Origin of the sequence: Leptolinea tardivitalis (genome assembly GCF_001050275.1) — a bacterium.
Taxonomy (GTDB): Bacteria; Chloroflexota; Anaerolineae; order Anaerolineales; family Anaerolineaceae; genus Leptolinea; species Leptolinea tardivitalis.
Genome location: NZ_BBYA01000009.1, coordinates 290,697 through 315,843, shown reverse-complemented (window position 1 = coordinate 315,843; position 25,147 = coordinate 290,697). Strand labels below are relative to the sequence as shown.

The 25,147-nt window shown below is 46.0% G+C and carries 25 protein-coding genes; 7 read left to right on the top strand and 18 right to left on the bottom strand.

Annotated elements, in window-relative coordinates; all coding sequences use genetic code 11:
- Positions 1 to 16 precede the first annotated feature (16 nt).
- The 3 genes from LTAR_RS08765 to LTAR_RS08755 all read right to left on the bottom strand — a co-directional run bounded on the left by LTAR_RS08765 (position 17) and on the right by LTAR_RS08755 (position 5,060).
- Positions 17 to 1,000 (bottom strand): NAD(P)-dependent alcohol dehydrogenase, encoded by a 984-nt coding sequence (locus LTAR_RS08765; protein WP_062421818.1) that lies wholly within the window; start codon positions 998 to 1,000, stop codon positions 17 to 19.
- A gap of 191 nt (positions 1,001 to 1,191) precedes the next feature.
- Complete coding sequence (locus LTAR_RS08760; protein WP_062421817.1) at positions 1,192 to 3,855, bottom strand: winged helix-turn-helix domain-containing protein; 2,664 nt, start codon at positions 3,853 to 3,855, stop codon at positions 1,192 to 1,194.
- 68 nt (positions 3,856 to 3,923) lie between these two features.
- On the bottom strand, positions 3,924 to 5,060 hold the full coding sequence (locus tag LTAR_RS08755) for an acyltransferase family protein (protein ID WP_062421816.1): 1,137 nt from the start codon (positions 5,058 to 5,060) through the stop codon (positions 3,924 to 3,926).
- Between the two features lie 243 nt (positions 5,061 to 5,303).
- Here LTAR_RS08755 and gpmA point away from each other — a divergent pair, with 243 nt between their 5' ends.
- On the top strand, positions 5,304 to 6,047 hold the full coding sequence (gene gpmA, locus LTAR_RS08750; RefSeq protein WP_062421815.1) for a 2,3-diphosphoglycerate-dependent phosphoglycerate mutase: 744 nt from the start codon (positions 5,304 to 5,306) through the stop codon (positions 6,045 to 6,047).
- 104 nt (positions 6,048 to 6,151) lie between these two features.
- Here gpmA and LTAR_RS08745 read toward each other — a convergent pair whose 3' ends face one another.
- From LTAR_RS08745 to LTAR_RS08735, 3 genes are read right to left on the bottom strand one after another with little or no spacing between them, the layout of a single operon-like run.
- Positions 6,152 to 7,270 carry a DUF7544 domain-containing protein gene (locus LTAR_RS08745; RefSeq protein WP_062421814.1) on the bottom strand — a complete coding sequence of 373 codons (1,119 nt, stop codon included), beginning with the start codon at positions 7,268 to 7,270 and terminating at the stop codon, positions 6,152 to 6,154.
- 55 nt (positions 7,271 to 7,325) lie between these two features.
- The gene (locus tag LTAR_RS08740) at positions 7,326 to 7,940 is read right to left on the bottom strand and encodes an anti-sigma factor family protein (RefSeq protein WP_062421813.1); all 615 of its coding nucleotides are present in this window, start codon (positions 7,938 to 7,940) and stop codon (positions 7,326 to 7,328) included.
- Positions 7,933 to 8,511, bottom strand: a complete 579-nt coding sequence (locus LTAR_RS08735; RefSeq protein WP_062421812.1) for an RNA polymerase sigma factor — start codon at positions 8,509 to 8,511, stop codon at positions 7,933 to 7,935. Before LTAR_RS08735 ends, LTAR_RS08740 begins: the two co-directional genes overlap by 8 nt.
- A gap of 170 nt (positions 8,512 to 8,681) precedes the next feature.
- Here LTAR_RS08735 and LTAR_RS08730 point away from each other — a divergent pair, with 170 nt between their 5' ends.
- The 4 genes from LTAR_RS08730 to LTAR_RS17645 all read left to right on the top strand — a co-directional run bounded on the left by LTAR_RS08730 (position 8,682) and on the right by LTAR_RS17645 (position 12,061).
- Complete coding sequence (locus LTAR_RS08730) at positions 8,682 to 10,136, top strand: YfcC family protein (RefSeq protein ID WP_062421811.1); 1,455 nt, start codon at positions 8,682 to 8,684, stop codon at positions 10,134 to 10,136.
- Between the two features lie 30 nt (positions 10,137 to 10,166).
- Positions 10,167 to 11,282 carry a M14 family metallopeptidase gene (locus LTAR_RS08725; RefSeq protein WP_062421810.1) on the top strand — a complete coding sequence of 372 codons (1,116 nt, stop codon included), beginning with the start codon at positions 10,167 to 10,169 and terminating at the stop codon, positions 11,280 to 11,282.
- Between the two features lie 427 nt (positions 11,283 to 11,709).
- Complete coding sequence (locus LTAR_RS17265; protein ID WP_201775966.1) at positions 11,710 to 11,886, top strand: type II toxin-antitoxin system PemK/MazF family toxin; 177 nt, start codon at positions 11,710 to 11,712, stop codon at positions 11,884 to 11,886.
- Entirely contained in the window at positions 11,879 to 12,061 is a 183-nt protein-coding gene (locus LTAR_RS17645; RefSeq protein ID WP_369409634.1) for a type II toxin-antitoxin system PemK/MazF family toxin, read from the top strand. The genes LTAR_RS17265 and LTAR_RS17645 overlap by 8 nt, the downstream gene beginning before the upstream one ends.
- A gap of 110 nt (positions 12,062 to 12,171) precedes the next feature.
- Here the strand turns inward: LTAR_RS17645 and LTAR_RS08715 are convergent, their stop codons facing one another.
- The 6 genes from LTAR_RS08715 to LTAR_RS08695 all read right to left on the bottom strand — a co-directional run bounded on the left by LTAR_RS08715 (position 12,172) and on the right by LTAR_RS08695 (position 18,334).
- Positions 12,172 to 12,999 (bottom strand): carbohydrate ABC transporter permease, encoded by an 828-nt coding sequence (locus tag LTAR_RS08715; RefSeq protein WP_081419900.1) that lies wholly within the window; start codon positions 12,997 to 12,999, stop codon positions 12,172 to 12,174.
- The gene (locus LTAR_RS08710) at positions 12,996 to 14,069 is read right to left on the bottom strand and encodes a carbohydrate ABC transporter permease (protein WP_236686594.1); all 1,074 of its coding nucleotides are present in this window, start codon (positions 14,067 to 14,069) and stop codon (positions 12,996 to 12,998) included. The genes LTAR_RS08715 and LTAR_RS08710 overlap by 4 nt, the downstream gene beginning before the upstream one ends.
- Positions 14,070 to 14,238: 169 nt before the next feature.
- On the bottom strand, positions 14,239 to 15,558 hold the full coding sequence (locus LTAR_RS08705; protein WP_062422005.1) for an ABC transporter substrate-binding protein: 1,320 nt from the start codon (positions 15,556 to 15,558) through the stop codon (positions 14,239 to 14,241).
- 267 nt (positions 15,559 to 15,825) lie between these two features.
- On the bottom strand, positions 15,826 to 16,341 hold the full coding sequence (locus LTAR_RS17255) for a CPBP family intramembrane glutamic endopeptidase (RefSeq protein WP_201775964.1): 516 nt from the start codon (positions 16,339 to 16,341) through the stop codon (positions 15,826 to 15,828).
- On the bottom strand, positions 16,302 to 16,694 hold the full coding sequence (locus LTAR_RS17250) for a hypothetical protein (protein WP_201775963.1): 393 nt from the start codon (positions 16,692 to 16,694) through the stop codon (positions 16,302 to 16,304). Before LTAR_RS17250 ends, LTAR_RS17255 begins: the two co-directional genes overlap by 40 nt.
- A 182-nt stretch (positions 16,695 to 16,876) precedes the next feature.
- Positions 16,877 to 18,334 (bottom strand): aldehyde dehydrogenase family protein, encoded by a 1,458-nt coding sequence (locus tag LTAR_RS08695; protein ID WP_062421809.1) that lies wholly within the window; start codon positions 18,332 to 18,334, stop codon positions 16,877 to 16,879.
- Between the two features lie 340 nt (positions 18,335 to 18,674).
- Between LTAR_RS08695 and LTAR_RS08690 the strand changes: the two genes are divergently transcribed.
- Entirely contained in the window at positions 18,675 to 19,091 is a 417-nt protein-coding gene (locus LTAR_RS08690) for an OsmC family protein (RefSeq protein WP_062421808.1), read from the top strand.
- Between the two features lie 162 nt (positions 19,092 to 19,253).
- Here the strand turns inward: LTAR_RS08690 and LTAR_RS08685 are convergent, their stop codons facing one another.
- Complete coding sequence (locus LTAR_RS08685; protein WP_062421807.1) at positions 19,254 to 20,246, bottom strand: YeiH family protein; 993 nt, start codon at positions 20,244 to 20,246, stop codon at positions 19,254 to 19,256.
- Positions 20,247 to 20,344: 98 nt separating this feature from the next.
- Here LTAR_RS08685 and LTAR_RS08680 point away from each other — a divergent pair, with 98 nt between their 5' ends.
- Entirely contained in the window at positions 20,345 to 21,220 is an 876-nt protein-coding gene (locus LTAR_RS08680) for a LysR family transcriptional regulator (RefSeq protein ID WP_062421806.1), read from the top strand.
- Positions 21,221 to 21,229: 9 nt separating this feature from the next.
- Here LTAR_RS08680 and LTAR_RS08675 read toward each other — a convergent pair whose 3' ends face one another.
- The 5 genes from LTAR_RS08675 to LTAR_RS08655 form a co-directional block, all read right to left on the bottom strand.
- Positions 21,230 to 22,087, bottom strand: a complete 858-nt coding sequence (locus LTAR_RS08675; protein WP_062421805.1) for an alpha/beta hydrolase — start codon at positions 22,085 to 22,087, stop codon at positions 21,230 to 21,232.
- Between the two features lie 155 nt (positions 22,088 to 22,242).
- Positions 22,243 to 22,734, bottom strand: coding sequence for a hypothetical protein (locus LTAR_RS08670; RefSeq protein WP_062421804.1), 492 nt, complete (start codon positions 22,732 to 22,734; stop codon positions 22,243 to 22,245).
- Positions 22,735 to 22,819: 85 nt separating this feature from the next.
- Entirely contained in the window at positions 22,820 to 23,605 is a 786-nt protein-coding gene (rnhA, locus tag LTAR_RS08665) for a ribonuclease HI (RefSeq protein WP_081419899.1), read from the bottom strand.
- Between the two features lie 133 nt (positions 23,606 to 23,738).
- Positions 23,739 to 24,491, bottom strand: a complete 753-nt coding sequence (locus LTAR_RS08660) for a DUF72 domain-containing protein (protein ID WP_062421803.1) — start codon at positions 24,489 to 24,491, stop codon at positions 23,739 to 23,741.
- Between the two features lie 62 nt (positions 24,492 to 24,553).
- The gene (locus LTAR_RS08655) at positions 24,554 to 25,018 is read right to left on the bottom strand and encodes a hypothetical protein (RefSeq protein WP_062421802.1); all 465 of its coding nucleotides are present in this window, start codon (positions 25,016 to 25,018) and stop codon (positions 24,554 to 24,556) included.
- Positions 25,019 to 25,147: the final 129 nt, after the last annotated feature.

Genomic DNA, 25,147 nt, shown 5'->3' with positions numbered 1-25,147 from the left:
GCGATGTCATCCATCCTTATTTTCCTTCGTCCACCACGTGAATCACCACTTTTCCACGGGCATGTCCTTCTCCAATATAACGTAACGCGGCATGCGTCTCTTCCAGTGGATAAGACCTGTCTATAACCGGCCTGATCTTCCCGGCTTCCAGAAGGTCTTTAATAAAAGCGAGATCCTTCGGGTTGGTTCTGCCAGTCATGCCGCCCATGTTAATGCCGTCTTTTTTTGAAAGCAACGGCCCCAGGATCATGGCCTGAAAAATTTGACGGTCGCTGCCACCGATCATTAAATACCTGCCGTGGGGACTCAGTACCCGCCGGTAATCATTAATAGAGCGGTTTCCATTGATGCCCAGAATCAGGTCATACCTGTGACCATTCGCCGAGAAATCTTCCCTGGCATAATCAATGACCTCGTCTGCTCCGAGCGAGCTAGCCAGATCTGTATTCCGGCTGCTGCAAACAGCCGTCACGTGGGCGCCGAAGTATTTTGCCAGTTGAACGGCAAATGTTCCCACACCACCGGCGGCCCCATGAATCAGGACTTTTTGCCCGGGTTGAACCTGACCATGATCCCGCAGTGCCTGTAAGGCGGTGACGGCTGCCATAGGAACGGCTGCCGCCTGGGCAAACGTAAGGTTTTCTGGTTTATGGGCAATCCATTCTTCTTTTACACATATGTATTCGGCAAAACCACCAAACCCATGCAATCCAAGGTCCCCATAAACAGCATCACCCGGTTTGAACAATCCTACATTTCGACCAACTTTTTCCACTGTTCCGGCTATGTCCGCCCCCAGAATAACGTTGCGCGGACGAAAAAATCCGAAGGCTATGCGCGCAATATACGGTGTTCCGGTCAGGGCATGCCAGTCTGCATAATTAACTGAAACAGCATGTACCTTTATCAAAATCTCATTATCACCAGATTCGGGTTTCTCAACCTGCTTCAGCTTCATCACATTCGGCGTACCATATTGGGTGTATACAATTGCTTTCATCTTTCCCTTCTCTTACAAACTGATCTGATGTATCGGATCAGGTCTTCATACGAAACTACTGCGCCATAAAATCAACCCGATCCCTTATTCTGATAAAAATATAAAGGGCACCGGGTATGGATGAATAGATACTTAAGTATTGATTACCGGTATGGTTTCCCACCGGGAGTTCTATTAATCAATTGAGGAGTTTACAGAAGGCCAAGTTCCTGCGCCCGTGCCACGGCCTCTGTACGTCGTTGGACATGTAGTTTATTGAAAATTATCCGGGTATACCCTTTGACTGTGGGGAGCGCCAGGAACAACCGGCTCCCAATCTCTTTGTTTGATAAACCCCGGGCAATCAACCGCAGCACGTCCAGCTCGCGCGGACTGAGCGGCTCAATGAGTGATTGGTTTTCCTCACCGGCAGGCTTCTTCCCCTTGTCTGACGGCTCTTCGGTAAAAGCAGCAAGCAGAATAGATGTATATTCCGGGTTAATCCCCCTGGATTGAGCAATTTCCAGTAATTCTCCCATCTTTTCCCCCTCATCGAGGAAAAGACGAATAAAACCTCCGGGTTTTGCTTCTTCCAATACCTCCGTAAGTATGCGGAGAGCTTTTTCTAATTCGCCATGTTCATAAAGGGCAACCGCCTGTAAAGTCATAATTCTTAATCGTTGATCCGGGCGGTTGACTTCAACCATCTTCCAGCGCAGTGATTCCAGTAAAGAAAGGGCCGATTCATCATTCCCGGCTGCGAGGTATGAACGAGCCAGACTTTCTGGTAAACCAGATTTTTCTGCCAGTTCAACCGCTTCAGCAAACCTGCCCTGATGGAGTAAAAGATCCACACGGGCTTCAGATAAGATAGACGCGCAATCCGTGAGACTGCGTTCATTTGCGATTACATGGGCTTCTTCCAATGCGTTGGCTGCGCTTTTCACATCATTTCGTGCCAGATACAGTCGCAAGAGTAAGATTTTGGCAGAAACTACTGTTCCACATTCCACCTGGGGAGCCAGACGGATACAGTCATCGGCATGAGAATGTGCCTCATCAAGGTTATTCCATTCATAGAGAATACGGGCCAGACCATAATGTGGATCATACGTCGTCCAATGGGTTGGTTTATCAGCCAGAGCCATCGCCTGGTTATACGTTTCAAAAGCCTGATGAAGTTTGTTTTCTGCAATTTGTACATCGGCCAATGATGAATGGGCTGCCAACGCAAACATGGTATTACCCGAAGTCTTCGCCAGGTTTATGACATCCTGATACGCCCGGGCAGCGGCCTCATGGTCATTCTGCAGTTCATACGCCACCCCCAGAGAATACGTTGTAATCGTTCGAACAGACTGATTCTGAGGATGCAGGAAAGTCAGTGCCCGATTAGACTGGGAAATTATGGCTTCAACATTGTTTTGAGATGCCGCCACCAGTCCACGCAAGGCGGCAATCTGTCCGATCAGATCACACGTCTTTTCATCCATACTGGTTACATCAAGCAAGGATTCAGCCTCCTTGAGCTTTGATTCAACCAGACTGGGATGGCCGGAGACCATGGTACACAGGGCATCGGTCACCCGCAAAGAGGGATGACAATCCAGGATCTCTTTCGGAAGTGACCCAATCCATTGTATGACCGGAGCGGCTGCTCCGCGGAAAGGCAGGGGCATGCCTTTGCCTTCAATCAGACGTTCTGCACGCTCAATATCACTGGCAGCGGCAGCATGTTGAAATGCTTCTATTTCCAATCCATTTTTTTCATACCACTGACTGGCGCGCAAGTGCAATTCGGCTTCAATTTCACTTTCGGTGAGTTCCCTCGAAAGCGATGCCAGGATTGGAGGCTTCTGATGAAGTTGTTGTCGTAACAGATCGGCAAACAGATGGTGATACCGATACCATCTCCGTTCATTATCCAGAGGAATCAGAAACAGGTTTGCCTGTTCCAGTCGGGCAATTGTCGTCTGACTGAAACCTTCCGGGCTGTTCAATACAGCATCACATAGAGAACCACAAAAGCGATCCAGAATCGATGTGCACAGCAGAAAGTTTTTCACATCGTCAGGCTGTTGTTTAATAACCTCTTCCACAAGGTAATCCAGAATGTAATGGTGACTTCCTGTGAAAGACTGGATAAAACCATCTGGATCTTTTTTACCGCGCAGAGAAATAGCCGCCAGCTGCAGTCCGGCGATCCAGCCTTCAGTACGTGTTTCCAGTATATTGACATACTCGGTAGATAATCCCAATTCCATCACATCATTGAGAAACCGGGTTGTTTCTTCGAGAGAAAAACTCAGGTCATGAGCCCGTATTTCGGTTATCTCATCACAGGCTCGCAGACGTGACAGAGGGAAATCTGGTTCTTCCCGCGTTGTCATAAGGATATGCATCTGTGGGGGCATATGCTCCAACAAAAACAGAAGAACATTATTAATTCCCGGTGAACTTATCAGATGGTAATCATCAAAGACGAGTACGAAGGATTTTTTTAGACTGGATATGTCATTTATGATTACTGTCAACAATGTTTCTGCGGGCGGTGGTTGCGGAGACTCTAGAAGGTTCAAAACAGATTTGCCCAAATCCGGTTCAACCGTCTGTAGGGCAAAAATCAGATATATCAAAAAACGATGGACATCATTGTCGTTAGTATCCAATGAAAGCCAGGCAATCCCCCGGTCTTTGCGGATTTGTGCCGCCCATTCACAGACCAATGTGGTTTTCCCAGATCCCGCCGGTGCAGATAACAGAGTTAATTTTCGATGAAGGCCTTCATTGAGACGTTCGATAAGACGTGGACGTGCAACGATTTTTGGTCGAAGTTCAGGGATATACAGTTTGGTTACCAGAACAGGAGTTGCCATCACACTAATTATATGTTAGCTGTAAGGATGCAAATCTGTTTTATCCCATCCTACAAGAGACAGACCGATTATTTAAGGCTATCCTGTACTTCGAGGATGCTTTGTTTCGGAGAATTTGATTCTGAGGATTCCACTGTGCATTCTGACTTGTTCGGTGAGTACCGATTCTTGAGTTTAAGAAATGGTTTCTCCACAAATACGTATGAAATTGTTGCTATAAAGCACGTAAGTAAGATTTTTATATATCCGAGAAAAATTGGATTGATACTCGACTTTCCCAAATCAATCCACGCGCCAATAGGGGAATGCCACAAATATAGTCCATAAGAAATGACGCCAATTTTAACCAGGAGAGGGAAACTCAATATTTTTATAATTAGTTGTGAAGGAGCGAGAACCAGCCGATAGAGTATTACGAGAGTGATTAACGAAACCAGTAGATTCCCGGCAATTGGTATGAACGACCGGTCCATCTGTTTCTCAATCAACAACCATGCCAGTAAAGTAAACGACAATACCGTAATGAGTGTATTAACCATTTTATGTTTATTGAAATAGGAGGGGTCTGTATATGCTGTCTGCAGTCCAAGAGCGGATCCTAACAACAGACCATCTGCATGCAAATCTGTACCCATATACACGCGAAACCAATCCTGAGTTGAATTCCATATACAAACTCGCGAAAAGGCTGAAATCAAGCCTAATGATGCCGGAAAAACAAAAAGAACTTTTCTGGGTAATTTTGACCGTAACAAAATCATTAACAAAACCGGCCATATTAAATAAAACTGTTCTTCAATAGATAACGACCAGGTATGATCGAGATATAAACTCTCAGGTTGAAGATGAAGAGCTTTAATCCAGTTTGTGAAATAGAAAAGAGTGGAAATGATATATGCTCTTGGAACAAAAAAAACAACAGCGATCAACATACAAAGGAGTGCAGGATACAATCGTAATATCCGGCGAATATAGAAATCCAGTAACCGGATTTTCTTGTTCTTCTCATATTCTTCTATGAGAAGAATAGAAATCAAGAATCCACTTATGGCAAAAAACATATCCACTCCAAATATGCCATCACGACCTAATGGTAAGTTGAAATGGAATGCCATCACCCATAGCACAGCAAAACCCCGCAATCCATTAATAGCCGGCCTGTAACCCAGGTGGAATACCGGTTGTGACGATTTCTTTACATTCATCTGGTTTTATTTCCCCATAGAGAGTGTTGGTTGATTGTTACAATTCATCTTTGATTCTGCGAAAAAACCATGCTCTGTATGTTTATATTACTATAATCCGATGGCTGTGTTATATGACATTGCCAAATATGTATCAATAGTTTTACATAGTCTTTTCTTTGTCATAATTACCAGCTTTGAGTAAAATTAGACCTGTTATTGAACACGAGAATCCACAGTCTTTTGGAAAAAGAGGAAGATACTATGAAATTAGTCTTGATTCGACACGGTGAAAGTGAATGGAATCGGCTCAACTTGTTTACCGGGTGGACAGATGTTGATCTTTCAGATAAAGGCCGGGAAGAAGCGAAAAGCGCCGGCCAGATCCTTAAACAGGAAGGGTACGATTTCGATATCTGTTACACATCATATTTGAAGCGGGCTATACACACCCTGAATTATGTACTGGAAGAACTGGATCGTGAATGGCTTCCTGTCAAGAAAACCTTTCTGCTGAACGAACGCCATTACGGTGCCCTGCAGGGTCTCAATAAAGCTGAGACGGCCGCCAAATATGGCGAAGAACAGGTTAAAATCTGGCGCCGCTCATATGATATCCAGCCGCCTGCGTTGGAGAAATCAGATGAGCGCAACCCGCAGAACCAGGTGCAGTACCGCAATGAAAAGAAAGACCAGCTTCCCCTGACTGAAAGTCTGAAGGATACCGTTGCCCGTGTGGTGCCCTACTTTGAAGAGGTTATTAAAAAAGACATGCAGGCAGGCAAGAGAATAGTCATCGTCGCTCACGGCAACTCATTGCGTGCTCTGGTCAAGTATTTTGACAACCTTACCGATGATGAAATCGTCGGTGTCAATATTCCCACCGGTGTACCGCTCGTTTACGAGTTTGACGATAAATTCAAAGTGGTCAAGAAATACTACCTGGGTGACCAGGCAGCCATCGAAGCCAAAATGGCCAGTGTGGCGAATCAGGGAAAAGCCAAGTAATTTTTCACAGCTTAACAAAATTTCGAGGCTGTCACAAAAGATTATTCGTCTTATATGACAGCCTCTTGTGTTTAATTTATTTCGTATGAAATCATATATGCAGATTATGCAGCCGGCACGTTGTCTCCCAGTATCTCAGGAGTGGACAGGTTTTCGAGTGCCTTGATCTCCCGATATGTGAGCGTCCAAACGTTGCCTTCATAAATCTTGAACCACCCGCTGACGACCACCATAGGGGCAAACAAAATGGTGAAAAAGAACGGTATTGCCACCAGGAAAGCGATGATCCATGTCAGCGGACCGGCGGTAAAGATACTGGTGATGCCGTAGGCGATCGCGCCAGGCACTGCTGCCACCAGTCCGGCGGGCAGCAGCAAGATCAGATAAGCCGGAATAAGCAGGAAGAACAGAATTAAACCCGCGATCCCAAACCCGATACCGATACCCATCATAACCAACCACATCAAGCCAACACTCTTCCAGTTACGTTTGAACATGGCCCAGCCAAATTTCAGCGCTTCCATCGCCCGCATATCTTCCAAAGATACAGCCCGGATGGCAAGGTTTCTTAGCAGAGAAAGCAGGATTCCTGCCACGATCAACAGGAAAAGGCTCAGGAAGGCCAGTCCTATGGCAGCTACTATCCCAAAGGTATTGGTCACCTGGAAAGTGGACGATACACTGGCAAAGACAATCAATCCGGCAGCCAGAATAAGCAGGAGCAACACAAATACTGGAAGGAATAACAACAGATCTACCAGCCACATCCGGAACGCACGTCTGTTCCAACCGAGTTTCCATCCCTGTTTGAAACTGACTTTGCTGCCCGTATTCTCAAATTCATCCACCATGCGGACTACGGCAGTCTCGGCCGGGTAACGAACCAGGGCAAACAGAATACTTATCAGCAAAATGACAAGAAGAATCACGATACCGATTGTCACAAATGTGCTGATGTGTTGTTCGGGGTGCATGAAAAGCGGAAGCACATTTTGAGTACCCCATTCATACCAATCACGGACCCATTGGGGGGCATCGTTCGGGATACCGCCGTGAAAGCCATTAAATTCTGCGCCTGAAGATCGCGAGCTGCTTCCACCGCCATTTGCACCGCCATTACCGCCTCCCGAAGTCAGCGCCAGCAGCACGCCAAAAATCCATAAAACCCGGTAATTCCAGAGAATATGCCAGGACCGCTTTAAGATTTTCCCAATATTTACCATAGTTTTCCTTTACTTTCTTTTGAACCTGATACCGGTCTTGATTTCCGGTAATTGATTAATGATCGGCCGAAGCCATCCACATAGATTTAATCCGGCTGTGCCAGACGGCCGTAAATACACCCCAGTACAGAAAAGCCGCTCCGATCTGCCAGAGGAGTGCGACAAAGAGGTTGCGGGTGACCAATCCCAGATCATTGAGGATTTGCAGACCCATCATCTCTGACGTATCCAGGAAACCACCAATGGTAGCCTGAGCGGTAATAAACCAGAGCATTTCCCTGGGAGCCGGGTTTGACAAGGCCGCCATACCATTGAAAAGCCCTATAGGATTGAGCCAGGCGATCAGAGATGAAAGATTAAAGGTCACCTGAAAGAAGATCAGCACAATCAAAACAATAAACGGCGCTATCCACGGCAGCCAGCGGCTGTCGTCAGATGGGGCGGCCGCGCTGCGTGGGAGTTGCAGCATCAACTGTGCCTTGAAGTCAGCCGCAGGGATAAATTCGGGTTCGATGGCGTCTTTCAATATGGCAGACAGGTGCCGCATTTCTTCTAATTCCACCCGGCAGGCCTGACAGGTTTCAACATGAGCTTCCAACTCCACCCGATCACAGGCGGCTAATTCACCATCGAGATAAGCTCCCAGTTTTTCACGCATCAGATCAGGCATACTCACGCTCCGTTTCCATGCATTCTTCCAGTAATAATTCCCGAAGCTTGCTCCGGGCATAATTAAGGCGGGACATAACCGTACCAACAGGGATCTCCAATGTTGCTGCGATTTCGTCATATGACATCTGACCATATTCACGAAATACCAGAACCGTTCGGGCGGCTTCAGGTAATGATTTGATGGCATTCTGCACACGGTCGGCCTGTTCACGAGCCACGTACGCTGTTTCAGGATCGAGGTTTTTCCCTGCCAGATGGGTCATTGTCGGATTATCTTCGATACTTTCTTGAGGTTTTTCCCGAAGAGTATCGAGTGCAACATTAACCGCAATGCGGCACACCCAGTGGCTGAAAGGCGCCCTGGCCTGAAATTCCGGCAGTTTTACCCAGGCACGGATAAAGGCTTCCTGTACTGCATCCTGTGCCAGGGCAGTATCACCGCAGGCACGATATACCACCCGGATGACATCGGAATAGCAACGGCCAGCCAGTTCACCGTAGGCATTTCGATCGCCGGTTCTGGCTTCCATCAGCAGATTTTCTTCAATTTCTGATATATGTTCGGGCACAGTGTTTCAACCTCTATAGATATAACGAGTATAGAGGCGTTTTTATTCGGAAGAAAACGATACAAATTTGATTAACCCGGTTTTCGACGAATGATATAGAATCATTGCTTATCCCATATGCTATTTCAAATTCTATATTTTTCATGAAACCCACCACGGGAGACAACCTCATGGCAGAACAAAAATCAGGTGCACAAATCAGCACACGAGCATTCCTTCAGGCTGTGGCCATCATCTTTCTGCTTATGATGGTTTCCGGCATACTCACGCTGGTGATCCCGGCCGGACAATATGACCGTATCAAAGTCGATGGCCGCGAGGTGATTGATCCGGCTTCTTTTCAATATGTAGCCAAACCAGATTTCCCGATCTGGCGGTGGTTCACCTCCCCGTTTGAAGTGCTGGCCACTCCAGATGGACTGACTAAAGTTGTACCCATCATAGTATTTATTCTGCTGGTGGGTACCGCCTTCGGCATTATGGATCGCAGCGGAATATTGCAGGCGGTAATTGCCCGCATCGTAAAAACATTCGGAGGGCGTAAATACACGCTCCTGCTGGTGGTCACCTTTGTTTTCATGGCATTGGGATCTTTTTTTTGGATTTTTGAAGAAGTCATCCCGCTGGTGCCACTCATCCTTGGACTGGCGTATTACCTCGGGTGGGATTCCCTGACTGGTCTTGGAATGTCCATTCTGGCCACCAATGTAGGATTTTCCACCGCCGTGTTTAATCCATTCACCATCGGAATTGCCCAACAGCTTTCCGGATTGCCGCTCTACTCAGGCGCCGGACCAAGAGTGATTCTATTTGTGGTGGTCTATGGTATTCTGGCTGTCTTTATTTCGCGATATGCCAGAAAGGTGGAGAAGAAGCCAGAAACATCGCTGGTGTTTGAAGAAGATAAAGCTGAGAAAATCAAATTTGGTTCCTACAATGTTGACGACACTATGTCAACCAATCCGAAAATGAAGAACGCCGCCATATTTCTGGGCGTGTTTTTCGCCTTGATTCTGGTCGTCTTGATCGCCATCCCCTTCGTGGAGATCTTACGAGACATCGCTCTCCCGCTTACGGGTCTGCTATTCGTCATTGGCGGTATTGGTGCCGGTCTGATCTCAGGTGCAGGCAAATCTGCCTGGAAGGCTGCCTGGGACGGATTTGTGGGTATCGTTCCTGCTGTACCTCTGTTGATGATGGCGGCCAGCGTCAAACACATCATCTCATCCGGAGGGATTCTGGATACGGTTCTTCACTGGGCCAATAATGGATTACAGGGCACCAGCCCGTTCACAGCTGCCTTGATGATCTACGGCCTTACCCTGGTGCTCGAATTATTCATCACCTCAGGATCCGCCAAAGCCTTTCTGCTGATTCCCATCATCATGCCCCTGGCTGACCTGGTGGGTGTCAACCGGCAGATCGCCGTCAGCGCCTATACATTTGGAGACGGGTTTTCCAATATGGTTTATCCCACCAACGCCGCTTTGCTTATAACTCTCAGCCTCACAGTAATTCCCTTCCCCAAGTGGCTTCGCTGGGTTCTCAATTTGTGGGTCTGGGTTATTCTGGCCACAGTGGCATTTCTGGGCATCGCCGTGCTTACCCATTATGGGCCGTTCTAAAATCGTCATCAATTTCAAAGGCAATCCTTTATGACCACTATCCCTGATTCCTATCTGACATCACGTTCCCGATTTCAGGCACATCTGGCTGACTTGACCAGCCGCTGGCCGGCAACCCGCCTGACCAGTTTGCCTTTGGTTGTTGATCCCAATCTGACAACCGATGTGATCACCTGCGAACCATCCGTTTCCAAAGACCGGCTGCTGGTCATCACCACCGGCGAACATGGTATAGAGGGTTTTCTCGGTTCAGCCGTGATGGAATTGTTCTTTGAGGAATACGTCCACAGGCTGGATCCACAAACCACAGGCCTCTTGTTGATTCATGCTATTAATCCCTGGGGGATGCACAATTGGGAACGCCAGAATTCGTCCAATGTTGACCTTAACCGCAACTTCTTTGATGGTGATTTTGCCCGATTGAAGCAAACCAATCCTGACTACCCGGCGCTTATGCCCTACTTCCAACCGCAAGAACCGCTCAACAATCTGGCCGGTTCAAAGCTGGGATTTATCGGCAGAACAATAAGGAACTTCGCCGTATTCGGTCCCCGGCGCATACGTGAAGCCGCTTTGATGGGGCAATACAACCATCCGGAAGGTATATATTTTGGCGGATTTGACAGACAACCGGAGACAGATACCATGATGACTGTGTACCGGCAGGGTTTTACCGGTTATAAAGACATCTCCCACCTTGACATGCACACCGGGTACGGTCCGCGCGACCAGATGACCCTGGTCACCTCGCCGTATGAGAAGCGGCCAGCCGCGGAACTTGCCGCCTGCTATGGCACCCCGCGGGTAGCCGCTGCCAACCCGGACGAATTTTATACCATGCAAGGCGATATGATCGATTGGGAATACCAGCTGGCTGCCCGCGAATTTCCCGAAGCAAAATTCTTTGCCGCCACCTGTGAATTCGGTACCTATGGTGATTCCACCATACAGGCAGCCCGCAGCCTGCGCATTACCATACTGAAAAACCAGCTCAACCAGCAAGGCGGCAGCCCGGAAGCGGCTGAATGGGTGAAAAATGAATTCCGCGAGCTGTATCTGCCTTCAGAATCGGCCTGGTTTGAGAAAGCACTGGCCGATTCTCGCAAGATGTTTGATACTGTGATCGGGTTATTCGCCGTGAAGTGAAACCTCTCGTCTGAATTTACTTACATCTAAATTTATACATTTCATGTAAAGAGTCATTCTGTTGGTATCTTTTTCCACCGGAAAAAATCCTCTTAAACAGATTGTTGGTGTATTCTACCAATTGAGTGTGTATTTTCAATACACACTCAATTGTGTTGATAATATGTAACAACCAAAAGCGAGGATATGATGTCAATAAATTATGTCCGTAAACAGGTGATACTCGAAAAAGAACAGAGCGATTTATAAAAAAATCGCAGACAAAGATGGGCTTTCTTTTTCTGAACTTGTTCGAAAGTACTTAAATTCACAACTCAGGTTTCAAACCATAAAGAAATGGCGATGGCAGCCGATGCATTGCTTGCCGATTATTCCACCGACTCCGACCTCACAGATATGACTGCATTGAATGGTGATGACGTAATCCATGGATAGAGGCGAAATCTGGTTGATCAACTTTGATCCCACCATTGGAGCAGAGATCAAGAAAACTTGTCCTGTTGCGATTGTCAGCAGTAATGCCATCGGAAAACTACCTCTCCGTATCGTGGTGCCCCCTCACGGATTGAAAATTGCATTACCAACAAGCACCCTGGATGGTTAAGATCAATCCAACGCCGAAAAACGGCTTACAGAAAAGATCCAGTGCAGATACATTTCAAATCCGGTCTGTTTCAACCATTCGGTTTATAAAGAAAATAGGTTCGCTTACGCCCAAAGAAATGAATCAGATATCCCATTCGATTGGACTGGTAATCGAATATCCTGTTACGGAATAAAGATCCCTGATCCTATGAAGGAAAAATGAGATTCAAAAACAAGTCCACCTTACCAATCTATCTCAAAATGGTGGGCTTGTTTCTTGTCAAGTACGGTTGATAAAGAGAATTTACTCTTTCAATGCTCCGGCCATCAAGCCGCGCAGGAAGAACCGGCCGAGGAAAATGTAGACCAGCATGGTGGGCAGAGCAGCCATAAACGTGGCTGCCATCAGTACGTTCCACTGCACCAGTTGACTGCCAGCCAGATTGTTCAATGCCACCGTCACCGGCCAGTTGGACTGGTTGGTGAGCACCACGGCAAACAGGAATTCATTCCAGGCCTGGGTGAACTGCCAGATGATGACCACGGCAAAACTGGGCGCGGATAGCGGGAACATGATGTAACGGTACAGTCCAAGCAGGCTGGCTCCGTCAATGCGCCCGGCTTCCAGAATTTCGGAAGAAATACCGGCATAGTAATTCCGGAAGATCAACGTGGTGATGGGAATACCATAAATGATGTGCACCATTACCAGACCGGGCAGGTCACCGTACAGGTTAATGGACTGCATGAATTTCACCAGCGGGATCAAGATGCTTTGATACGGAATGAACATCCCGAACAGAATCAGACTAAACAGGAGATTGGAGCCCTTAAATTTCCATTTTGCCAGCAGGTAGCCATTGATGGAACCCAGCAAAGCCGAAAGGAGGGCCTCAGGGATGACCATCTTGAGGCTGTTATCAATGTTGGGCGCCAATTGCTTGTACCCTGCAATGAAGTTATCAATATATAACCCACCAACCGGCAGGTTCCACATGGTTTTTAAATCCACCTGGTCAAACGGCTTAAACCCTGTAAGCAGCAACAGATATATAGGCAGAAGATAGACCAGCATCAACGCGATAAGAAACGTATAGTACAGAACTGAAACAACAGGTTTGCGATGGGTCATAGTTCTGTCTCCGTGCGGATATTCTGAACCAGGTATGGAATAACCAGTATGGCAACACTGATTAACATCAACACACCGATCGCCGCTCCCTGGGCGTAATTCGTACCATCAAAAGTTGTCACCCACATGTAGATACCCGGAACATCCAACCGGATATCCTTATTTCCCAATGCAACGATAAGGTCGAAAATCTTCAACGACATATGACCCAGAATGATGACTGCACTGAGGGTGACCGGCTGCAGCATGGGGAACACAATATACCGGTAGATTTCAAATTCGCTCGCCCCATCCACGCGGGCGGCTTCCCGCAGGTCATCTGATATGGCCCGCATGCCGCCCAGATACAGGGCCATGGTATATCCAGAGAGCATCCAAACCGCCGGTATGACTGTGAAGGCCATCCCCCACGGCTGCGGCGTGGAGTGCCACAGGCTGATCAGAGAATTCAATCCCAGAGATTTGAATATCAGGTTGATACCAGCCGTGCGGCTTCCGGTGGCCGGGTTCATCAACCAGCCCCACACCACACCGGAGGCGATGAATGAGATGGACATGGGGAAGAGGAAAATGCTTCGAAAAATCGATTCTCCTTTTAATTTCTGATCCAGCAGGATGGCCAGTGTTAGACCAATGATCAGACACCCGGCAATGAAAAGTACCGTGAACATCACTGTATTACGGACATCAATCAGGAAACGGGGGTCCTTGAACAATTCCTGATATTGTGCAAGTCCCACCCAGGTGAAATCTGGAGTTAAGCCCTTCCATTTGCTCAGTGAAACCCGTATTGACCAGCCGATAAACCCATATACAAAGATGGCCACAGCCACAACAGAAGGGAAAAGCAACGAGATGGAAAGAAGAGTCTCGTTTTCAAACATCATAACAATCAGAATGATGCCACTATAAAAAATAAGAGCGGCCAACAGAATACCAATGGAGGTGAAGTTCTTTTCAAAAAGGATCAGGTCGATCTTTGAAAGAGCAAAGATGGCCGAAATTCCTACAGCCATCAGAATAACCGAGAGGATAAGATGTGGAATATTCAGCTTGAATTTCAATGACATATCTTGTCTCTCTTTCTGCCGATTATTCTTTGCATTTCAACAAAATCTCCTTCGCAAGGATTTTGGACCATACAATTGACGGGGTATCAAAAGAGGCAAAATGATTTGATTGGGTAAGAATGGGCGGCTCAAAAAGAGCCGCCCCATGCTTGTGTAGATATATTCAGGATTATTTCTTGCAGGTGCCGTCAGACTTGCAGGCATCGGCAAGGGCTTTTTGGAAGTCAGCCTGTGCGGCATCGTCCAATTTACTCGCCTGGAACAATCCCATAGCGGTTCCGATCTTCGTAGCCCAGGCAGGTGCAGCAACCACACCATGCTGCAAACTGCCAACCACTGTATTGGAAGACCAGTCTTTGGCCGTATCTTTGGAATATTCACTGAATTTGCTCATATCGCAATCAGTACGGGCGCAGATGGAACCTTTCAACGGGTTGAAGGCTTCCTGACCTTCCTTGGAAGCGGCAACAGTCAACCAGGCATTGGTGCCTTCCGCATTCTTGGCCTTGGCGGGTAAAACAAAGCTGTCTGCCAGGAAGTTGAAGACGCCATAGGTTCCCGGAGAGACCGCCCAGTCAAATTGTTCATGGGGTTTCAGAGCCAGGCCGTTCGGAGCCGGGTTGGCGTAATAGCCGTATGCCCAGTCACCCATGATGTTGAAGGCGGCATCGCCATCAGAAACCATCTTGGAAGCCGGCTGCCAGTCAGATAGTGTAGAGGCATCGGGGTTTGTGTAAGAGAGGGCTTTGGCAAAATTGGCAATGCCTTTCTTTACATCGGCGCCAGCCCAGTCAGTGGTTGGTGGGTTCGACCATAGGCCGTTCCATTTATCAGGACCAATGGTTCCGATCATCACATTCTCAAAGAGGTGAATGGCCGTCCAGGGAGCACCCATGGAAAGGCAGGTCTTTCCGGCGGCCTTGATCTTATCGCAGGCGGCGAAGAAATCGTCCCAGGTTTTGAAATCAGTCTTGGGATTGGCCGTTACACCGGCATCTTTTAAGACTTTCGGGTTGAACCACAGGACGTTGGAACGGTGAATATTAACCGGAACGCTATAAGGATGACCGTCTTTCGAAATTAATGGAAGGAGGGTCTTTGGAAGAACGTCATTTAAACCGGTAGTTTTGAACAGGTCGTCTAAAGGTGCAACCTGATTCGCTGCCACATAGTTGGCGATGGTTTCCTGACCGGCATGGGCTTGCCAGGAATCTGGTGCGTCATTGGCGGCAAGGCGGGTCTGCAAAACCGCTTTGGCGTTTGTACCGGCACCACCAGCCACGGCAGCATTAACGAAGGTAATATCAGGATACTTTGCGTTAAAGACTTTTACCATGGCAGCCAGACCATCAGCTTCGCCAGGGCCAACCCACCAGGAGAAGACTTCAACCTGTTTCTTCTGGACAGCGGGTGCAGCCGGTGCAAAAGCGGAAAGCGAGAATGCAAGAATCAGAATTACGCTTACCAGACATAAAAACCTTTTTTGCATAACTTTCCTCCTGAAAAATATATATTCATCTTTTAAACCAAAAGCAGGAGCAGTATGTCTGAACATCATCTCCTTTCCGAAAGACGTCTGTTTCCCCCAGAAATCTTTTTATTCGCGATTATTATTGTACATTAGATTGTGATTTTTACATAATTAAGAGATTTAAAAAAAAGCAACAGGCAGATCCATGTCAAATAGTTATTGCACTTTTATATAATACGCGACGAAAAATACGGGTAGCCGTATGATATTTTCCTGCGAGAACTTTTAGTCTTTTAAGGTATAACCCAGTTTACCGTGGGTAACGAGTAAAAGTACTACGGCAGGAAGGCTGAATCCGATCAAGGCGGCCAGATTCAAGCTGGTAGTCGTAACAGCCGAGAAAAGCGGTACCAGCACAACCTGTGGAGTATTCACGCTGGCATGCGCCAATATAGACAGGAAAACGCTACCCCTGGTGTTATTGAAGATCCACGTCAGAATGACAGCAATGGCTGTGACCAGGGCAAGAAAAATCGGGAAATTGACCAGAAACGCAGAAATACCCGTCCCCGGCCCGCCGCCCTGGGCTGACGTCAAAAAATCGGGCAGGTGCCAGCAGGTCCACAACGCACTCAAGATCAATGTGCCCGCCAACGGGCCATATTGTTTCTGCAACCGGGGAAGGGCAAAACCACGCCAACCAGGTTCTTCTCCAAGCGGCCCCCCGCCAAAGAACACGACCAGGTAGGTTACAGCATAATTTACCAGAATAAGAGGTGTGATTCCTTTGAATCCGGCCAACGATCCAGGTTGGATAAGAATCCCCCCAGGAGCAAAGCCGGAATAACCAGCAACGTAATCAGATACCACAACCAGCCTGTTTGCCATTGCCGTACAGATTTCCGAAACCGTTTTACGCCGTCTTTCCCTTCAAGAAAACCTGTCAAGATATAGGCAGCCAGAAAAGGCCCGAACGATTTTACAATAAAGAATGGTCTGAAATCTCCACTCAGAATACCCCATTCAGATAGAATAAACGGGATGCTCAATATCCAGGAAATCGCATAAGCCAGACAGAAATACGAGACCAGTGGATGACGTTGCAACCAATTCTGACTTTCGGAATGGAAAACTTGGTTGTCGGGCGTGCTCATGTTTTTCCCCCATGGGATTTGAGTGAAGTATGTTGTGATAGATAATTTTACCTTCAAATCCCATGTGGTCTTTAAATGTTCCATCAGGATGATTTGTGAATACCATACCCATCATGTTTATACAAGAATCTGACAATCGAGCCTTTGATTGTCAGATTCTTTTTTATTTTTTTCGGTCAACATTACTTTATAAACTGCAATATTTTATCTCCCTGGCGGCGCAATAACCTGCCAACCAGACCTTCAAACAGATAAGGAATACGCATTTCCATCAACTTCTTCATGCGGTTCAATTTTTCGGTTCCATAAGGTGGATACCGCAGAGACGGATCAAAACTGGTCTCATGATCCAAAACAGCCCGGGCATTAGAGAATTCCCTGAAACCCCATTCACCGTGATATTTCCCCATGCCACTGTTGCCCACTCCACCAAATGGCAGACCGGGTACCACCAGGTGGTTGATCGTCTCGTTTACACACACACCGCCGGATGTCGAATTGTTCAGAATTTTTTCCACTTCCGCCCTGTTTTCCGAAAACACATAAAAAGCCAGGGGTTTCTCGCGTTGTTGAACAAATTGCAAAGCGTGATCCATATCTTTGACCGGCAATACCGGCAATATGGGACCAAAGATTTCGAATTGCATAACGGGTGCTTCGGGAGAAACGTTTTTCAAAATCGTAGGTGCGATATAGCGTTGCTCGCGATCAGACTGCCCGCCAATAACAATATCGCCATCGGAAAGGTAGCCAATCAGGGTATCAAATTGTTTTACATTGATAATCCGGGCATATTCATCACTTTCCCGGGGATCATCTCCATAGAATTCATGTAAAGCCCAGGTCAGTTCGGAAATCAGTTTATCAAGGATGTTTTCTTGCACCAGAATATAATCAGGTGCCACACAGGTCTGCCCCGCATTGAAAAATTTCCCCTGAACGATGCGGCGGGCGGCGACCCGTAAATTGGCTGTTTCATCCACCAGCGCTGGACTCTTGCCACCCAGTTCCAATGTAACGGGGGTTAGATGTTTGGCCGCCGCCTGCATGACGATCCGGCCTACCTCTGCACTTCCGGTGAAAAAGATCTTATCCCAGCGTTCATTCAGGATAAGGTCATTGGCTGTGTCATCATCAATCACCATGTATGCATCGGGGTCAAGGTATTGAGGCAAAATCCGGGCAATGGTTTGAAAAGTGTTTTTTGCCGTGCGCGGCGGCTTGATGACGGCAGCGTTGCCGGCAGCGATGGCAGCCACGAGAGGACCGAGCGTAAGCTGAATTGGATAATTCCAGGCTCCCAGAATTAATGCCACCCCCAGCGGTTCAAAGACCACCCGGCTCTTTGCCGGTTGAAGGAATACCGGTGTGCTTTTTTCCAGAGGCTGCATCCATGTCTTAAGATGTTCCAATGCATGGTTGGTTTCTCCCAGAAGAAACCCGACCTCAGTGGCATAACATTCGAAAGTGCTCTTATTCAAATCTGCCTTCAACGCAGTATCAAAATCAGAACTGCATTCCGTCAACATTCTCTTAAGGGCCAGCAATTGAGACTGACGGTACTCAATAGAGCGTGTTTTTCCACTCCGAAAAGTGATGCGTAACCGTTCCACTCGCTCAGACAGGGTTTGTGCATCCATGCTATTAAGTTACTGCAAAATGGCAGTAATCCTTTCTTTGTAGATTCTGTAAATTTCCTGTTGATTCTGGTGTGTGAATTCAATCAGCCAATTAAAAGCTGTGAAAAGTTATGTATTACGTCATTTCATCTGGCAGGCGTGAATATTATCACCCGACTCAAATGTAAGCGAATCAAATCTATTACAACCGAACTTGAATTCAAATGGATCTTCTGCCTTTTTTGTGAACAATTCAGGCTAAAGGAATATTTGAAAAAGATGATACCTTGTATTGAACCTGTGCCGTCATCATGCTACGCTCTTTTTATAAAAATAATTAATACGCAAAAGGAGCGTTCAAATGGCAATTCGAGAATCATCGGCCGTATGGAATGGAAATCTAGTTGACGGTAAGGGAACTATGCGCCTTGGATCGGGCGCTTATGAAGGCAGTTTTACCCGTGCTTCCCGCTTTGAAGATGGCCCGGGTACAAACCCGGAAGAATTGATCGGTGCCGCCCATGCAGGGTGCTTTTCCATGTTCCTCTCAGCCATCCTGTCCAAAGCCAATCACACCCCCACCCGCATTTCCACCACCGCCAAAGTACATCTGGGCGATGGTCCTAAAATCACCCTGATTGAACTTTCGACTATTGGTGAAGTTCCCGGTATTGATGAAAAAACCTTTGTCGAGTTTGCCGAACAGGCTAAAGCTGGATGCCCGGTTTCCCAGGCTCTATCCGCAGTGGAGATGAAGTTAACGGCCAGATTAGCCTGAGGTTTTTCGAATCATACTCCAAAGAAGTAATGGGAAAGCAGACCGCAGAAAATTCTGCGGTCTGCTTTTAAGCCTTCATTCAGGTATTATTGTTCTAGACGGAAAGTAAAGTCAGATCAAAATCCCTGCGGTTTATCCTTAAAGATACTTTCTAATTCATTTTTACCAGATTCGACTGGCAAGTTGGATAGCCAATGAAGATCCCATAACGGCCAGCCAGGTAATGCCCCCCAATGATAATGCCCGTGGACCAGCTGTGATAAATTTCTGAATATTGGTGTTTAACCCAATCGCTGCCATAGCAGTCATTATCAAGAACTTACCAATCCAAGCAAGAAAATGGGAATTTTCTGCCGGGATAAATCCCAAACTGGTAACAATGGCGGTTGCTAAAAATCCGATAACAAACCAGGGAAACACTTTTATAAAGGAAAATTTGTTTTTATCGCCATTGATTCGTGCGTAAGCAATTGCCAGAATTAGCGTGATAGGCACAATCATTAAACTGCGAGTCAGTTTTACTATCGTAGCGAAGTTGCCGGCTGCATTACTGAAGGCATAACTGGCTGCAACAACTGACGATGTATCATTGATTGCCGTTCCAGCCCACATACCAAAACCGGTATCCGACAAACCCAGTAGTCTGCCCATAGGGGGGAACAGAAATACAGCAATTACATTGAAAAGGAAAATGGTGGAAATCGAGTATGAAACATCTTGATCTTTCGCCTGAATGGCAGAAGATGCGGCTGCTATAGCAGATCCACCGCAAATGGCAGTTCCAACACCAATCAACACTCGCAGTGTTCTATTGACTTTCAGAAAACGACCTGCAAGAAAAACGACAAGAAATGACGTGGACAGTGTCACGATAATTACCCAGAGCGATTGTCTCCCGACAACCAGTACACTGCCAATACTCATTTCGAAACCCAGTAAGATTACAGCCAATTGAAGGATATATTTTGATGTGAAACGGATGCCAGTTTCAAAAAAAGCAGGACGTTTCCAGACGGAAGCCAGCAGGATTCCCAGAAGAATACTAAATACAGCTCCACCAATAATAGGGAATATTTTACCGAGCCAGTAACCAACTGTGGCTAATGCCAAAGATAGAGAGATACCTGCCAGGATGGAAAACTTTTTAATCCACATATTTAATTCACCTTGTATTGTAAGTATTTCTGGATAATAAATAGAAAATAAGAATATGTAAAATAGTATGATATGATAATATTCATAAGGATTTACTTATGAATATTCGACATTTAACTGTTTTTTTATCAGTTTGCGACTATATGAACATGACCATGGCAGCCAAATCACTGTATATGAGTCAACCCTCTGTGAGCCAAATGATAAGTGATCTGGAGAAGTATTACGATACACGTCTATTTGAAAGATTAAATCACCGATTATTCCTCACGGAAGCAGGGAAACGGTTGCAGTCTTATGCACGGCATATTATTAATCTGGAAGCTCAGGCAAAAAAAGAACTATCTGACTTAAACCATGCCGGAATCTTACGCATCGGAGCAAGCCAAACCGTGGGTGCCTATTTTCTTCCCGATGCAATTGCGAAATATAAAGATCGCTTTCCTGATGTGGAAATCTTTTCCAGGGTAGATAATACCCGCGAGATTGAAAGCCTTTTGTTGGAAGATAAGCTGGATTTTGGACTGGTAGAAGGCATGGTTCACTCAGACGATATCCTGGAGGAAACTTTTTTATATGATGATCTGGCTATTGTTTGCTCTTCCAAACATCCTTTGATGAAATTACCATCAGTGAAACCAGAGCAATTGGCTGAATTCCCTTTTATTGTTCGGGAGGATGGCAGCGGCACAAAGGAAATTTTTACAACTCAGATGAATGCAGCTGGCATTCCATGGAAAGAAGCTGGTGTTTATAACAGCACAGAAGCTATCAAACTTGCTGTACTGAATAACCTTGGGCTGGGTGTATTACCTATCGTGGCAATTCAACAGGAACTTATGGAAAAGACTATCCATATTGTTCCAATATCTGAACTGAAATTGCGCCGAAAATTTTGTCTGATTTATCACAGACAAAAATACTTCACATCAACGATGAAGGAATTTGCCATACAAATTACCGGTAAAAGATGATTCATTAAATCAGGGCACATCGAGAAACACGAATTTCAATCCCCGGGTGTACACTTCTGGTTTATTACTGGAATGTGCAGCACCCTCTATGATCCGTGTTTCCATCTTGAGACCGGCATAATTCCTTTTTTCCAGCACGTTGATGAATGATTTTACCGGTTCCAGTAGATTCTCATCCCCGCCTACACCAATAAATAATCGTGCAGGCAGTTCTTTATGGCTGGCGGCATAGTTTTCTTCCTGATCAAACGCAAACCGGTTGCCATACACAGTAACCGGACTTGACGCAACATATCCTTTGAAAAGACTAGGCTCTGTAAACAGGGTATAGAGGGTAAAAGTACCGCCGTACGAACTACCCATCAAAACCTGTTTGCTGGTATCAATGCGGTAATTTGACTCAATAAAAGGCATTAATTCTGTCTTGATGAAGGATAAGAACTTGGGAGCATCGCCGGAGCCGCGAACGGTGTCATCATGTACAGGGGTAAAGTCCATAGCCCGAAGAGCGTTATAGTCAACATCTTTGCCTGAGTATGTAATCCCCACGATAAAAATTGAAGGAATATATCCGTCATACTCCAGACAGCCGTAAATCGAATCCAGCATTTTAAAATCCCACTGGGCATCCAGCAGATAGAGGACCGGGTATTTTAAACCGCCGTCTTTTACATAATTATTGGGGTATCGAATGTACAGATCATACGACCGTCCGGTGGCGGTTGATTTGAGCTGCCGGATTTCCGAATCAGGAATGGCGACCGGCGGAAATTCAACTGTTGGCTCAGGTTCAGGTCTACAGCCAGAAAATCCCAGAATTAAAAGAATAAACACCACCAAAACATGGTTACGTGAGTATTTGGTCATTTTTCCACCTTCCCGGTTCCACTTATGAAAAATGCAAATTTCGTGGCTACCGCCCTTAATCCATATTCATTATACAGATCAACCAATCTTTGGTATTACCGGTAATTCACCACCAACTACGTGCAAAATCAATTTCTTGCTCTGGAACATTCAGATTATTGGAAGATTTTTGCCACGAGTTGGGAACAGGTTAAAACAAGGGCTATAGATATCAACCAATAGACACCGGCCGTAAGAACCGAAGAGATCACGATCTTTTTTGTAAGGTTTTTCTGTTTTGCGAGTGTAATCATTGTCAGAATTGCCAGAGCAACAAAAATCAATGATGAAAAGAAGCCCGGTGAGACAACGCCGTTCTTTATAGTATAAAAAGTATGTTCAAAGAAATTGAGAATTCCCCAGAATGTAATGCCGAGCCCCAGATAAATCCTTTTCTCATCAATTAGATACATCAGGAAACCAATCATCAATACAGGTAAAAAGAAAATGATGTTGTGATAAAGCCAGCGGGCATATCCAATATTGGGGATACCCCAATTTTGATGCATAAATAATGGGAAGTTTCCCAGCGCTTCTTCTGTAATGTGGAAGATTACATACGCGAGGATTGTGCTAAAGAATAAAACGCTGTATTTCAGCCTTTTCATTGAATTCCTCCCTGAAATCTGCAATGGCAATAACGTTACGGGCCAATGCCACGCCCAATTTGTTTATTATACAATTTGAATATGCTTATCTCAAAGAAGAAAATAAAGGCATATCCTTTTCAGAGAGACCTTTTTCAAATGTTACATCTGCCGGAAGGTCATTCCTCTGAGCAAAGGAAACAGCCAATTGGTCACAACGTTCATTCTCCTTTGTGTTGTTATGCCCTTTGATCCAGCGAAACTCAACTGAATGCCGATCGCACAAATCCAGCATTTGCATCCAAAGATCAATATTTTCGGCCATCTCTTTATCATTACGACGCCAGCCATTGGACTGCCATCGTCTGACCCAACCCTTGGTCATACTTTCAACCACATACTTCGAATCACTGATGATCACCACATCGGATTTTTGCTTCAATGCCCGCAAGCCTTCAATACACGCCTGAATTTCCATACGGTTGTTGGTCGTCTGACGGAATCCTCCGGAAAGTTCTTTACGATGTTCTCTGAATTTCATCACAACACCATATCCACCGGGTCCGGGGTTTCCGATGGCAGAGCCATCTGTAAAAATGACCACTTTTCCGGCTTTCAAAAATTCTTCCACAGGGGGAAGGGTCAGCTCGTTGTTCTCTGGAGTGGTTTTGTGGATAAAATCCACCAACTCAGGTGAAGATTTTATAAGCTCATCTTCAGAGAAGGTTTCCAACCAGTTGACGGCTTCCTCACGCGTATAAAAACCCTTATACACCGCTCCAGGGAAATCCTTCACCTGTTCAACCGCTTCTCCGGTACCGAACCATTTTGTGTAAACACCCGACAGCCGGCCTTTTATTACGATGTAATACTGCTTTTTCTTCTCGCTCATTAAGCTATCCGAATATTTATTTACTACTTGATTTTCTGGAAAGTTTCTTGATTGGCAACCAAATTCAGGTCAGTCAAGTGCAATGGAGACATATTTGAATAATTGTAACAATCGAACTGCCATCAAAAAACATTCAAGAGTCAAGAAAACGTTTCAATGTCAGAGCATTGGCAGGGGCAAAGCCCCCAAAGTCATTATTGAAAAAGACGTAGACCTCTCTGGCACCGCGGACAGACAACCGGCGCAATAGACTGGCCAGATAGACCAGATCTTCATCAGGATAATTGGACGAATACCAGTGTTCGCGTCCGTGCAGGCGAATATAAGCCCGCTCTGATGTAAGGAAATCCGTTAAGGCATGACGGGGTGAATCAACATTGCAAAAAGCTACGCCAAGCGTAGATAACAACCGTTCAATATCCGCATTGAACCAGGAATCATGTCGAAATTCCACCGCCACACGTGAAGGATCCGGGAACACTTGCAAGGCAGCGCGCAGCAACCCCGGATCATACGTCAAATTGGGAGGCACCTGTAAAAGGACCATTTTCCATGATTCTTCCAACAGGGCAGCTGACTGACAAAAGGCCTGAATGTCCACTTCAACGTCTTTGAGCAATTTTCTGTGGGTGATGGTCTTGGGCACCTTTAACACGTACCCGAATCCCTGCGGGGCATGCGCCTTCCAATTCAGGTACGTCTGATCACGAAATGACCGGTAGAACGTGGCATTGATTTCAACAGCATTAAACCGGGTGGAGTAAAAGTCAAACCATTTTTTCCTGGCCAGGCTTTCCGGGTAAAAGCAACCCTTCCAGTGTTCATATGTCCAGCCGGAAGTACCGATAAAAAAAGTAGTTAGATCTGTATTCTGATGCTCAACCATGAATAAAATGATAACCCAAACAAGTTTTTCTGTCTTACCCGGAACGTATTGGATATTTCAAGTCAATCCTGACCTGGCAACAATTGTCTCCAGAATTCTTGAATATACTGGATGTTTGCCGCGAAAATCGCGGCTCCAAGAGCAATTAAGGAAAACCAGGAAGGCAGTTCATACCAGTTCAATAAAAGACACCGACTCTGCAACAGCTTTATTGCTGACTGAGTACCACCGCGGCCATTGAGGAATTCAGATAAAACCCTTAACATGTCCAACATATTCCAAAGATAAAGGATAGGACCAATCACCAGAACAATTCCCAAAATAAAGAAAACAATAGATAAGAACATTTTAATGGGAGCCTGCCGGGTTGCTATGTCATCATTGTGCTCTTCTTTGACTTGTTCCACTAATTGGCTGGCTTCTTCCCAATTAAATCCCTTTTCCTGACAGATGGAATAAATAATGTCATCATCTGATGCCGCACTGGATATTTTTGAGACTACATAATCATGGATTTGTTCGTTCATGGGAAATCACCGACCATGTTTTATGAATTTTGATTGCATCCGGGTTTATCCATTGGAGCAATGGTCAGGATGAAATAAAGAGATTGTCTTTTATAAAACCCGGAAGATTAAAAGACATGGATATTATAA

Coding starts and splice junctions, on each gene's coding strand:
- LTAR_RS08760 (WP_062421817.1), bottom strand. CDS start 3,855: ATGGCAACTCCTGTTCTGGTAACCAAACTGTATATCCCTGAACTTCGA.
- gpmA (WP_062421815.1), top strand. CDS start 5,304: ATGAAATTAGTCTTGATTCGACACGGTGAAAGTGAATGGAATCGGCTC.
- LTAR_RS08725 (WP_062421810.1), top strand. CDS start 10,167: ATGACCACTATCCCTGATTCCTATCTGACATCACGTTCCCGATTTCAG.
- LTAR_RS08695 (WP_062421809.1), bottom strand. CDS start 18,334: ATGGATGCACAAACCCTGTCTGAGCGAGTGGAACGGTTACGCATCACT.
- LTAR_RS08675 (WP_062421805.1), bottom strand. CDS start 22,087: ATGACCAAATACTCACGTAACCATGTTTTGGTGGTGTTTATTCTTTTA.
- rnhA (WP_081419899.1), bottom strand. CDS start 23,605: ATGAGCGAGAAGAAAAAGCAGTATTACATCGTAATAAAAGGCCGGCTG.
- LTAR_RS08765 (WP_062421818.1), bottom strand. CDS start 1,000: ATGAAAGCAATTGTATACACCCAATATGGTACGCCGAATGTGATGAAG.
- LTAR_RS17250 (WP_201775963.1), bottom strand. CDS start 16,694: ATGAGCACGCCCGACAACCAAGTTTTCCATTCCGAAAGTCAGAATTGG.
- LTAR_RS08740 (WP_062421813.1), bottom strand. CDS start 7,940: ATGCCTGATCTGATGCGTGAAAAACTGGGAGCTTATCTCGATGGTGAA.
- LTAR_RS08730 (WP_062421811.1), top strand. CDS start 8,682: ATGGCAGAACAAAAATCAGGTGCACAAATCAGCACACGAGCATTCCTT.
- LTAR_RS08680 (WP_062421806.1), top strand. CDS start 20,345: ATGAATATTCGACATTTAACTGTTTTTTTATCAGTTTGCGACTATATG.
- LTAR_RS08655 (WP_062421802.1), bottom strand. CDS start 25,018: ATGAACGAACAAATCCATGATTATGTAGTCTCAAAAATATCCAGTGCG.
- LTAR_RS17645 (WP_369409634.1), top strand. CDS start 11,879: ATGGTTAAGATCAATCCAACGCCGAAAAACGGCTTACAGAAAAGATCC.
- LTAR_RS08705 (WP_062422005.1), bottom strand. CDS start 15,558: ATGCAAAAAAGGTTTTTATGTCTGGTAAGCGTAATTCTGATTCTTGCA.
- LTAR_RS08745 (WP_062421814.1), bottom strand. CDS start 7,270: ATGGTAAATATTGGGAAAATCTTAAAGCGGTCCTGGCATATTCTCTGG.
- LTAR_RS17265 (WP_201775966.1), top strand. CDS start 11,710: ATGGATAGAGGCGAAATCTGGTTGATCAACTTTGATCCCACCATTGGA.
- LTAR_RS08670 (WP_062421804.1), bottom strand. CDS start 22,734: ATGAAAAGGCTGAAATACAGCGTTTTATTCTTTAGCACAATCCTCGCG.
- LTAR_RS08755 (WP_062421816.1), bottom strand. CDS start 5,060: ATGAATGTAAAGAAATCGTCACAACCGGTATTCCACCTGGGTTACAGG.
- LTAR_RS08715 (WP_081419900.1), bottom strand. CDS start 12,999: ATGACCCATCGCAAACCTGTTGTTTCAGTTCTGTACTATACGTTTCTT.
- LTAR_RS08685 (WP_062421807.1), bottom strand. CDS start 20,246: ATGTGGATTAAAAAGTTTTCCATCCTGGCAGGTATCTCTCTATCTTTG.
- LTAR_RS08690 (WP_062421808.1), top strand. CDS start 18,675: ATGGCAATTCGAGAATCATCGGCCGTATGGAATGGAAATCTAGTTGAC.
- LTAR_RS08660 (WP_062421803.1), bottom strand. CDS start 24,491: ATGGTTGAGCATCAGAATACAGATCTAACTACTTTTTTTATCGGTACT.
- LTAR_RS08710 (WP_236686594.1), bottom strand. CDS start 14,069: ATGTCATTGAAATTCAAGCTGAATATTCCACATCTTATCCTCTCGGTT.